Source organism: Cloacibacterium normanense (assembly GCF_002943105.1).
Lineage (GTDB): Bacteria > Bacteroidota > Bacteroidia > Flavobacteriales > Weeksellaceae > Cloacibacterium.
Window position 1 is genome coordinate 490,181 of sequence record NZ_PTPZ01000001.1, and the last position, 12,172, is coordinate 502,352.

Annotated in this window: 8 protein-coding genes; 4 read left to right on the forward strand and 4 right to left on the reverse strand. The window is 35.5% G+C overall.

Going from position 1 to position 12,172, the window contains the following annotated elements; all coding sequences use genetic code 11:
- Positions 1-54: 54 nt before the first annotated feature.
- Together C3729_RS02215 and C3729_RS02220 are read right to left on the reverse strand one after the other, a co-directional pair.
- Positions 55-2,178 carry a Tex family protein gene (locus C3729_RS02215; RefSeq protein ID WP_104792634.1) on the reverse strand — a complete coding sequence of 708 codons (2,124 nt, stop codon included), beginning with the start codon at positions 2,176-2,178 and terminating at the stop codon, positions 55-57.
- Positions 2,179-2,713: 535 nt separating this feature from the next.
- A complete protein-coding gene (locus tag C3729_RS02220) occupies positions 2,714-3,037 on the reverse strand; it encodes a hypothetical protein (RefSeq protein ID WP_133159931.1) in 324 nt (107 codons plus the stop codon).
- 478 nt (positions 3,038-3,515) lie between these two features.
- On the opposite strand from C3729_RS02220, the gene C3729_RS02225 reads away from it, so the two are divergent.
- Both C3729_RS02225 and C3729_RS02230 read left to right on the forward strand, forming a co-directional pair.
- Entirely contained in the window at positions 3,516-4,610 is a 1,095-nt protein-coding gene (locus tag C3729_RS02225; RefSeq protein WP_104792636.1) for a 6-phosphofructokinase, read from the forward strand.
- Between the two features lie 374 nt (positions 4,611-4,984).
- A complete protein-coding gene (locus tag C3729_RS02230; protein ID WP_104792637.1) occupies positions 4,985-5,560 on the forward strand; it encodes an REP-associated tyrosine transposase in 576 nt (191 codons plus the stop codon).
- Between the two features lie 900 nt (positions 5,561-6,460).
- Here the strand turns inward: C3729_RS02230 and C3729_RS02235 are convergent.
- Both C3729_RS02235 and C3729_RS02240 read right to left on the reverse strand, forming a co-directional pair.
- Positions 6,461-8,599, reverse strand: a complete 2,139-nt coding sequence (locus tag C3729_RS02235; protein WP_104792638.1) for a catalase — start codon at positions 8,597-8,599, stop codon at positions 6,461-6,463.
- A 17-nt stretch (positions 8,600-8,616) separates the two neighbouring features.
- Positions 8,617-9,168: a ferritin-like domain-containing protein gene (locus tag C3729_RS02240; RefSeq protein ID WP_104792639.1), complete on the reverse strand. Its 552-nt coding sequence runs from the start codon at positions 9,166-9,168 to the stop codon at positions 8,617-8,619.
- Between the two features lie 1,081 nt (positions 9,169-10,249).
- On the opposite strand from C3729_RS02240, the gene C3729_RS02245 reads away from it, so the two are divergent.
- Entirely contained in the window at positions 10,250-10,432 is a 183-nt protein-coding gene (locus tag C3729_RS02245; protein WP_133159932.1) for a hypothetical protein, read from the forward strand.
- Between the two features lie 17 nt (positions 10,433-10,449).
- Positions 10,450-12,165 (forward strand): cbb3-type cytochrome c oxidase subunit I, encoded by a 1,716-nt coding sequence (locus C3729_RS02250; RefSeq protein WP_104792641.1) that lies wholly within the window; start codon positions 10,450-10,452, stop codon positions 12,163-12,165.
- Positions 12,166-12,172: the final 7 nt, after the last annotated feature.

Below are 12,172 nucleotides of genomic sequence, written 5' to 3' on the forward strand. Positions count from 1 at the left end.
GAAATAACTATAATTAGTTGCTAATTTGGCTATTTTTACTTTTTAATTGGCTCTTTACAAAATCATCGTCAACTGTATCCTCTTTCTCGCTTCATCAATTTCCAGAACTTTTACCTGAACATGCTGATGCAGTTTTACCACTTCATTTACATCAGAGACAAAACCATCTTTCAGTTGAGAAATGTGGACCAAACCACTTTCTTTAATGCCAACATCTACAAAACAACCAAAAGCGGTAATATTGTTCACAATTCCGGGTAAAATCATTCCTACATGCAAGTCTTTGATGGTTTTTACATTTCGGTCAAACTCGAAGACTTTAGCAGATTTTCTAGGGTCGAGTCCGGGTTTCAAAAGCTCTTTCAGAATATCTTTAATTCCCAGAATTCCGATGTCTTCGGTAATATATTTTTCTGGATTAATTTGGTCAATTTTCTCTTTATTGGCAATCAATTCTTTGGTTTTTAAACCCAAATCTTTCGCCATTTGTTCTACAATTTTGTAAGCTTCAGGATGAACTGCCGAATTATCCAACGGATTTTTAGCATTTTTAATCCTTACGAAAGCTGCCGCTTGTTGATACGCTTTTTCCCCTAATCTTGGTACTTTTTTCAAATCTTTTCTGGACGTGAAAGCGCCATTTTCTGCTCTGTAATTCACAATGTTTTCTGCCATTTTTTCGCCAATTCCAGAAACGTAGGAGAGGAGTGATTTACTTGCGGTATTCAGGTTGATTCCCACAGAGTTTACACAAGAAATCACGGTATTGTCTAGTTTTTCCTTGAGTTTAGTCTGGTCAACATCGTGCTGATATTGCCCAACTCCAATGGATTTTGGGTCTATTTTTACGAGTTCAGCCAATGGATCAGAAAGTCTTCTGCCAATAGAAACTGCACCACGAACCGTCACATCATAATTCGGGAATTCTTCTCTTGCAATTTTACTCGCAGAATACACAGAAGCGCCCGCTTCGGAAATCACAAAAACCTGCAAATCTCTGTCAAAACCAATTTTTTTGATGAACTGCTCCGTTTCTCTACTTGCCGTTCCGTTTCCTATGGAAATCGCTTCTATGTGGCAAGAATTTACGAGAGATTTTATCTTTTTCATTGCCATTCCCGTTTCGTTTTGTGGAGCATGTGGAAAAATGGTTTCGTTGTGTAAAATATCGCCTTTTTCGTCCAAACAAACTACTTTACAGCCTGTTCTATAACCTGGATCAATCGCTAAAATTCGCTTTTCACCGAGTGGAGCAGCCAATAATAATTGTTGAAGATTTTCTGCAAAAACGTCAATCGCTTTTTGGTCGGCTTTTTCTTTGGCTTCCTGCAAAGTTTCGTTAGAAATGGCAGGTTCCAACAATCTTTTGTAAGCATCTGCAATGGCTAATGCTATGTGTTGGGCGCAATCGTTTTGGCTTTTAATCACGGCATTTTCCATGATTTCTAAAGCTTCTTCTTTTTCTACTGAAACCGAAACCTTTACAAAACTCTCGTTTTCTGCTCTCAACATAGCGAGAAGTCTGTGAGAAGGTGTTCTGTTCAATGGTTCTTGCCAATCAAAATATTGGGAGAATTTCTGTGCTTCTTCTTCGTCTTTTTTGGTTTTTACCACTTTTGTAGTAATCACCGCTTTTCTTTGGAATAATCTTCTCAGATTTTTACGGATGTAGAGATTTTCATTGAGCCATTCTGCGATAATATCTCTTGCACCTTGCAAGGCTTCGTCTTCATTAGCAACATCTTTGTTCAAATATTTGGAAGCGAGATATTCTACATCATCCGATTTTTGAGACATAATGATTTTTGCCAAAGGTTCTAAACCTTTTTCACGCGCAGTATCTGCTTTGGTTTTCTTGCGTTTTTTGTACGGAAGATAAAGGTCTTTCAGTTCTTGTAAATCAAAACTTTGAGTAATTTTCTGTTGAAGTTCAGGCGTGAGCGCATTCTGTTCTTCTATCGATTTTAAAATGCTTTCTTTACGTTTTACAATTTCATCAAAACTTTTATTGAGTTTAAAAATGTTTTCGATGGCAACTTCATCAAGATTGCCAGTTTTATCCTTTCTATAACGCGCTATGAAAGGAATAGTGCAGTCTTCAGCAAGCAACTGAAGCGTGTTTTCTATGCTTTTGGTGGGGATTTGTAAACGTTCTTGGATGTATTGTTCTACGGTCATTTTCTCAATTTTCGAAGTGCTAAAATACGAGGGATTTATGGAATAATCAATTTTTGGGTGTCCTGTTTTGTCCACTTTTGACCAGTTTTGTCCACAATGCTTTTTTTTCCTTCGAGACTTCTTCGATAGAAGTGTTGGTATTCTTCGGAAAAAGGGGGTAGTTTTCCGAAGGTGACTCGAACAAGACTCGAAGAAGAGTAAGAGAATTATTTTTTTAGACAAAAAAATCTCTAGTTATAAAAATCATCCAACAATCAACTTTGGGTGGCTGTTTTTTATTAATTTTACTCAAAACTAATAAGGTCTAAGAAATACCAACTGATTTTTAACGAATAGTACAATTTTTGCTGTGGATTGTAAATCTGAGTAAGCTGTCTCAAAGTCAGGAGACTTTGCGCAGCGGGTGGAAGGAAAATATTCCCCCAAATTTTCAAGAGATCATTCCAAGAATTTATGTCTCACAAAACCCAACACAATCTTAAATAAAAAATAGCCTTGTGTCAGATTAAATCGTAGCTAATACATGTAAAATCTACTATTTTTTTAATATCCAATGATTGGTTAAATTAAGATTCCAATTTTTAATCTTACCTATTTTTGCTGAATCTTCTTTTGAAAAAACATAACAATTAAAATACATAATACTATCTCCTTTTATTATAAAGCACTTATTTGTGTTTGGAATTTTTTTTAAATAAGTTCCATTTTTAATATTTTTGAAAATCATATCAGAATTCCTAATGCTAATCCCATCATCTTTTGAATTAGAATGTATATCTATTGATAAAACACCTCCTTTTATTGGTGTGGCATCATAGATTGTTCCACTAATTTCTTTAGGAAAGTAATCTGTTTTCATATTATTAATGAAAAAATTTGAATTCAAATAATTATATAAAATTATTCCAATTAATAACAAAGTAAAAGTTATGTATATTCTTGTTTGTTTCATATTAATTAACGTACTACGCTTCAAAGAAATTTTGACATTTTGGAATAAATCCTTAATGAGCATTTCAGATTATAAACTTAGTAATTTTTGTTGAAAATACAACGGTCTTCTTTTTGATATTGAACCACATATAGTGGCTTATCAACTTCACTTTGCAAGCTTTACAACTTTGAGCAATGATAAAAAGCAACAAATGAATTTCGGAAATGGAGAAATAAACCAAATACATTATACCCTTTAATTTTAAAATAATACTGTCAAAAATCATTAGAATATCTTCATAAAAACAAATTATAAACAAAAATATAATGGTAAATTTGAAAAATATTTAAAAACAATGATTTCAACAGAAGTGTTGATGAAATAGATAAGAAATTATATTAAAATGAAAAGAGTATTAGTAGCAACAGGAGGTGGAGATTGCCCAGGATTAAATGCGGTAATGAGAGGGGTGGTAAAAAGAGCATCCCAAGAAAAAGATTGGGAAGTGGTAGGTAGCATCAATGCGTATGACGGAATTTTAAAAGAACCCACAGAAATTATGGTTTTAGATGATAAAACCGTAGCAGGAATTCATAAAGATGGTGGAACAATTATAGGAACTACCAACAAAGGTGGGCCTTTTGCTTGGCCTTACAAAAATAAAGATGGAGTTTGGGAAGCGGTAGACAGATCAGATGAAATGATTCGCAAACTGCAATATTTAGGCGTAGATGCCGTAATCAGTATTGGTGGTGATGGCTCGCAAAGAATTTCTCAACAATTATACGAAAAAGGACTCAACATTATTGGTGTTCCAAAAACCATTGATAACGATTTGTCTGCTACAGATTTTACTTTTGGTTTCCAGACTGCTGTACAAATTGCAACAGAAGCGGTAGACAGATTGGTCACTACTGCTGCAAGCCACAACAGAGTTTTGGTACTGGAAGTAATGGGAAGATATGCCGGTTGGATTGCTCTTCACGCTGCTATTGCAGGTGGTGCAGAAGTTTGTCTGATTCCAGAAATTCCTTATGACATCGAAAAAGTAGTGAAAAAACTCAACAGCAGATTCAATAAAGGAAAAGGAAATGCCATTGTAGTAATAGCAGAAGGGGCAATTCCGAAAGGTGGAAGCCTGCTTTCTGAAGTAAGTGATGAGGTAGGATACGAAAATGTAAGATTAGGAGGGGTGGCTCATAAATTGGTTCACGATTTGAAATCTATTGGTTTTGAGGCAGATATGCGCGAAACGGTTTTAGGACACTTACAAAGAGGAGGAACGCCAACTGCTTATGATAGAATTTTGGCAACGCAATTTGGGGTAAAAGCATTCGAAATGGTGCTCAACGAAGAATACGGAAAAATGGTAGCTTATCGCCATCCAAATATTATTGCGGTACCATTCAAAGAAGCGATAGACCGTCCAAATTTTGTAGACCCTAATTGCGATATGGTAAAAACCGCAAAAGGTGTAGGAATTAGCTTTGGGGATTAATTAAGATTTTATTTTATTAACTGAAATAAAAGCCAACTTCAAGAAAATGAAGCTGGCTTTAGTTTTTTTAGAGACTATCAAGTAAAGGCATTCTATGGCAAAAACCAAATAAAAATATAAAAATTTTAAGATGCAAATTTGTAAGTATTGACAAAAGGAGATTCTCTGCTAATAACAGCAAAAGCTCTGCTTACAATTTTGCATTTTATATTATTTAATACCAAGAGCGTATGTTTGCCTTCATCCCCCGCTGCGCAAAGTTTGCAACTTTGAGCAATGCTAAAATATAAAAACTAATAACCAAGAAAACTTAAGTAAAAACAATCACACATAGTAGAAGTCAGTTATATTGAGCAATAATAAAAAATAAAAAAATGAAAGAAGGCTATACCATAAAAGACCAAGAAAAACCCCACTTTATTACGTGTACAGTAGTAGATTGGGTAGATGTTTTCACAAGAAAGGTTTATAGAGATATAGTAATTTCATCATTAGAATATTGCATAAAAGAAAAGGGAATGATATTATATGGTTACGTAATAATGAGTAACCATATCCATTTAATTGTTCAATCTAAAGAAGGTAAACTATCAGATTTGATTAGAGATTTTAAAAAGTTTACCGCAAAAAATATTTTAGAAGCCATACAAACAGAACCTGAAAGTAGAAGAGAATGGACGCTAGATTTATTCAGAAAAGCAACAGAAAGCCATTTAAGAAATAAGAATTACCAGTTTTGGCAATATGGCAATCATGCTGAAGAAATTTATACATTACGTTTTATGTGGGATAAGTTAAATTACATACACCTAAATCCTATAAGAGCAGGTATTGTAGAAAAAGCCCAACATTATGTTTATTCATCTGCGAGTAATTATGTAACAGGCAAAGGGTTATTAGATGTTGAATTGGCGGATAACCCAGTAATTGATACAAGCAAAACAAATTAATTTTGTAAATAAAGAATTGATGATGAATAGACTGGCACAAAGTCAGGAGACTTTGCGCAGCGGGGGCAACGGGGGTAGTATAATTTTTGCTTGGATTGTAAATCTAAATCAGCTGGCACAAAGTCAGTAGATTTTCGCTTATCGTGTCACGGATTAGAAATCCGCCTTTACTTTGTATTCTATAAAAAGAACTAAATTTATTCAAAGAAAAGCAGAGGTGAACTATGAAATCCGCAAAGCTCATAGGCTTATATGACGCATTAGTCCTCTGCATTCTCTTTGATAACCGTTGAATGACTTTAGATAGAATGATAGATTTTCAGATCTAATAAAGGCTTTAGAGACATTCAACACTTTTTGTTTCACTAAATACAAAGTAAAGGCGGATTTCTAATCCGTGACTTTAAGTACAACAATTTTCCTCCCATGGTAACTGAGCTTGCCGAAGTCAGGGTCGGGGAAAAGAAAATTGTTTATGTTGAAGCTATAGATGAGCATAAAAATCCGATGTCATAGGTTTCTAATCCATTACCTTTAAAAACACTAAATTGTACAGTTCTTAATAACCTCGTCAAGACTCCAAAATCACCACTGTCCGGGGCTAGTTTTATAATCGAAATTATTCACACTGCCAAAGAGAGAGGTCTTCGTATTCCAAAACGTATTATTTAATGGGTTACGTCTCAGTATTCCTTATTTTCTATATTTGAATATAAGGTAAGATGCATTCCTTGCAAAGGGGTACAGCTTTATGCGTTACCCCATTATAGTAATAGAATACAGTTAGTAAACACTCTCATTAAACACACTCTCAGTTTAGTAATTAAAACCTAGAAATAATGAGCACAATACTAAATACAAAACCCTACATCAAGTAGGGTTCTATTTAGATATTTTAATTTATGCAGGAACTTTTGGATCTTCCTCTCGTTCCCAAAATCGATGCTTTTGGATAGCACTTACAAAACCATCAAGATTCCCATCCGTTACTACTCCGTTGGTCGGTAATTCTATCTGTGGAATCGCTTTAAGTAATAATTCTGCAGCATCCACATCTGCACCAATCGGCTTACAGTGTTTGAAGGCTTCCGCTACAAAATGCAGGGCATCCGCATTCGAAGAAAGTGAAGCAACACTCTCTCCGCCTGCAATATAAACTGCATCGAAAACTACGGACGCTGCCGTTAGGAGGCTTTCACAAACGGGATACATATCACCACTTTTTGTAGTGACAAATCCATGTTTTGGGGCAATGATATTCACTACGGCGTCCATATCGCAAAGTTGTTTTTTAATTTCTGTAAAAGCGGTGTCATTTACGCCATCTGCAGTCAGAAGGGCAATTCTTCTTGCTTTGATGTTGGTAGGTAATTTATCAGCTTGGCTTACAGCTGGAGATTTATCTATAGGGAGTTTATTACTAAATGAATAAAATTCTTCCAGATTTCCGTCCGCAGGAATACTTCCTGTAATAGGCTGCGGAAGTTTTTGTGGAGTCAGGCCAAGATGATTTCCAACGATGGTGGCCAATTCTACACTCACTTCCAAAAGCATGTTGACGACTCTTTGGCGAATCGGAACCCATTTTACTTTTCCGAGTTCAAAGGAAAACGCATTTTGAATATGTCGCTTCTCATGAGGGGTCATACTATTATAAAATAGAGCAGGTTGACTGAAATGGTCAAAGAAACTCTGGCTTCTTTTCCTAATTTTTGACGAATCCACACGTTCATTGAAAGAATGAAATCCACCTTCCTTCATCATCGCTTGGAAAGGACAGCCTCCGCCAATCGAATTGGGATGGTAATGTGCTTTACCTTTGTTAACCTGCATTCTGTGCATGCCGTCACGCTGATTATTGGTAATTTCGTGGATGGATTTGTTGATGGGGATTTCGTGGAAATTAGGGCCTCCAAGCCTTGAAATCTGTGTATCGGTGTAGGAAAAAAGTCTACCTTGAAGCAAAGGATCATTGCTGAAATCAATTCCCGGAACAATATGCCCAGGATGGAAGGCCACTTGCTCTGTCTCAGCAAAGAAATTATCAGGATTTCGGTTAAGGGTCATTTTTCCAATAATTTCTACGGGAACCATTTCTTCAGGAACGATTTTAGTGGGATCCAATAAATCAAATGGGTATTTATGTTCATCTTCCTCTGGAATAATTTGTACGCCAAGTTCCCATTCAGGATAATGACCTGCTTCTATGGCTTCCCAAAGATCGCGACGGTGAAAATCGGTGTCTTTTCCCGCAATTCGCTGAGATTCGTCCCATGCCAATGAAAGTACTCCCTGCAAAGGTTTCCAATGAAATTTCACAAAATGAGATTTTCCTTCCTCATTAATAAATCTAAAGGTATGGATGCCGAAGCCTTCCATGGTTCGCAAACTCCTAGGAATAGCTCGGTCACTCATAAGCCACATAATGTTGTGCATGGATTCTGGCATAAGAGAGATAAAATCCCAAAAAGTATCATGAGCGGAAGCCGCTTGCGGAATTTCATTGTCTGGTTCTGGCTTTACGGCATGTACAAGATCAGGAAATTTCATCGCATCCTGAATAAAAAATACAGGTGTATTATTGCCCACGAGATCATAAATCCCCTCTTGTGTATAGAACTTTACCGCAAAACCACGAATGTCACGGGGCATATCTGTCGAGCCTCTGCTTCCTGCAACAGTAGAAAAACGGGCAAAAACGGGCGTTTTATAAGAGGTATCATTTAAAAATTTTGCCTTGGTATATTTTCCCATAGGCTGATATAACTCGAAAAAACCATGGGCACCTGACCCTCTTGCATGTACTATTCTTTCAGGGATTCTTTCGTGGTCGAAATGGGTAATTTTTTCTCTTAAGATAAAATCCTCAAGCAGAGTCGCGCCTCGTTCTCCGTCTTTCAATGAATTTTGATCGTCATTGATTTTCAGTCCCTGGTTGGTCGTCATAAATTCTCCTTGGGTATCTGTGGTATATTGTGACAATTGTTCCTGTTTAGGATTTGCACCGTTTTCAAAGGGTTCTTTTTCGTTAGGTTTCATAATTTTATTGTGAAAAGTTAAACAGCTTTCATATTTTTAGATGGCAACAGATCCGTCATGGCCTGTGAATTAAGATTGGTATCTGCTATGGAACTCAATAAACAGTCAGATTTTTTTTCTTCACCTAATGTTCTCAAGAGTAAATCTAATGCTGCTCTTTCATTAAGTGTTTTGGCGTAAGCACAAAGGGTACCATATGAAGTAATTTCATAATGTTCAACCTTTTGAGAGGCGGCAATGATTGCGGCGTCTCGAACTGCTCCTTCTTCGGTGTCTTTTAAAATTTCGTCACCTTCCTTCAGTATTCCCTCCATGGCGAAACATTTTTGGGCTTCTGCTTTTTCTCCCAATTGTTCAAAAACTTGCTCCAGACGGGTAACATGTTCTTTAGTTTGAGCAAGGTGGTCTTTAATGGCGGTTTTAAGTCGAGTGTCCCTTGCATTTTCAAACATTTTTGGAAGAGTCTTTACCAATGTATTTTCTACCCAATACATATCCTTAAGTCCCTCTATAAATATATCGTTCAAATTTTTCGATACGGACTCTGCTAAATTTTTCTGATTTTTCATAATAATATTATTAAATGGGTTTTGGCCAAAGTTATGAGAAGGGTTTTACAAAAATTTATACAATTATTTGTATTTTATATATAATTAATGGTTGGTTATTTTTTGAAAATTAGCGGTGGTGTTGTCAATGAGTTCGAGACGATATAAAATGATTTCTCTACAGAAAAAGTCTATGGGTAGAACAATGCATGAAAACGACAATGCAGAGTATAAAAATATAGGTCTGGAAGTTTTGACGATTTGATATTTAACCAACCAATTATCCATATTTCTAATCCGTCTCTTCAAAATATCCAAAACTTTTCAGAATTTATAATTTTCCACCCAAGGTGACCGAGCTGAGATTCGAGGTCTGCGAACGAATTTCTCGAAGTCAGGGTAGGGGAAAAAATGTTTCCACCTTAAGTGACAAAGTTTAGATTGCAAGGATTTCTCATCCTGTCCCTTATTTCTTATAACCCCATTCTACTATTCTAAAAATTCACCATCCACCAATTTTCATATTACCTCACCATCATTCTTCATCTTCAAATTTATCCAATACCAACAATTATCTCCGCTTATAATAATCTTCCTTTATGGTTTTAGGAATCATAGAGTTGTTTTTTTATAACTTTTTATAAAAAAAATGCTATTGAAATCAAAGATACATAATAAGGCGTTTTTTATTAGTAATTTGAAAATCAATGATTTGTGTTTTTGTAAGAGCAAGTGTAGTGTTAAAAGGAGATTTCCAATTTAATAGTCGTATTTTTTTTAAATCAATAGAATATTCTTTTTGAAAAATAAATAAATAGGGAAGCTATAAATAGGCAAGTATATTTTGTTTTGTGGGTATTTTACGAATAATAATCAAATAATCATCTAATAATTTATTAAAATTTCATCGTAATGATGATTTTATAGGTTAGAGATAATATAATTTTTTTTAATAAAATAGATTAGATACGTAATATGCCTTAGAGGAAGGTTTCTTTTTTTTAACACAATAAATTTTTTTTATGCTAAGGTTTCTCATTTATTTATCAAACCAATCTAAAAAGAATTAATTATGAAATCAATTATTGTATCAACAGCATTTTTGCTATTCCTATTAGGAAGCTGTAAGAAACGTGAAAACAAAAATGAAACCGTAGAAGCAGATTCTATTATGACTCAAGATAGCTTGGTTTCTGGCACATCTCCTCAATCTCCAGATACCGATACTACCAGAATTATGGACAGTACCGCCTACGATTTAGATTCTATTAAGAAGAGTAAGTAATCTAATTCAAGATAAGTATGGATCCTTTGTTAGAAAAGTCGGGCGTACAAATTACGCTCGTACTATTGTTATTGGTAATTATTGGTGCTTTAGTAGTCGCTATTGTTAAGACCTATGTCCTATATATTGACTTGGTGAGAAAAAAGGAGTTTGGAGAAGATGGAGAACTTATAAATGCAGAACAAAAGGAAGGACTACCTTTTGACTTTTCACCAGATGTACCCAGTATGTTACCAGACCCATTGCAGATGCCTCCTCAAAATGTTTTGTTAAAAAACGTAAATACGGTAGGCGAGATAAGGGTTTTTCCCACTAAAAAAAGCAGAAACCTCTCTCAAACAGTTTCTCCTGAATTAGGAAAACTCATTTTGTGGTTTATGGGAACTTCTTTATTTTGGTTAGTGCTGGGAACTACTGTAGGTTTATATGTAGGAATAAAGTTTGTAGTTCCTGATATAGAACAGGTGGAGTGGTTAAGTTTTGGAAGGCTTCGTCCCGTACATACCAATATGGTTTTTTGGGGTTGGGCATCTCTTGCAATGGTAGGACTAGCCTATTATGTAGTGCCTAGAGTGAGTAATAAAGAGAATTTTAACTTCACGCAAGGATATACTTCTATGGTCTTAATGAACATAGCGGTGTTAGCGGGTTCTATTTTTATCATGGCAGGAATCAATAATGGAGGTGGAGAATATCGAGAATATATTTGGCCCGTAATGCTCACTTTTGGAGTGGGAGTGGCACTGTCAGCTCACAATTTTTTTAGACCAATTGTCCATCGCAAAACCGAAGAGATTTATATTTCCAATTGGTACATTGCGGCATCTGCTGTCTTTATAGTCATCGTGATAGTGTTTTCCTATTTGCCTTTTTATCAAAATGGAGTAGGAGAAACCATTATCCAAGGCTACTATATGCACATGGCAATAGGGATGTGGTTTATGTTTCTTACACTCGGACTCATGTATTACTTTCTTCCTCAGCAACTGAATAAACCTATTTATTCATACAGCTTAGGCGTTTTAGGATTTTGGACACATATTTTGTTTTATACCTTAATAGGAACGCATCATTTTATTTTTAGTGCTATTCCTTGGAGATTGCAAACTACTGCTATTGTAGCTAGTGCAGGTATGGTAATTCCTGTTGCAGCAGGAACAGCTAATTTTTTGTTAACATTTAAGGGTGCTTGGCATAAACTGAAGACAAGTTATACCCTTCCGTTTTATTTTCTTGGAATTATTTTTTATTTCACAGGATCTTTTCAAGGTACAGTGGAAGCCTTTAGATACACCAACTTATTATGGCACTTTACAGATTTTACGGTGGCGCATTCCCATCTCACCATGTACGGAATCATCACCTTTATGTTATGGGGTTTTTCTTATACCATGATTCCTAGAATTACAGGTAAAGAACCACCTAAACTCTTAGTGGGATTTCATTTTTGGTTCGCTTTAATAGGATTGTTGTTTTATGTTATCGCACTTATGATAGGAGGAACACGTACAGGGATGATTTGGATGGATAAAAAACCATTCATTGATGGAGTGATGAGTATGGCGCCATTCTGGCTTTGGAGAGCCATCGGAGGAACCATGATGTGGTTATCACACATCATTTATGCCTATAACTTCTATAAAATGGTTGCCAAAAAAGAACCTATAGAAGTGAAAAATTCTCCTGCAGGGATTTTACAAGCCAAGAGGGAAAGCTATAATAAAGAATTTTAAATGAAAA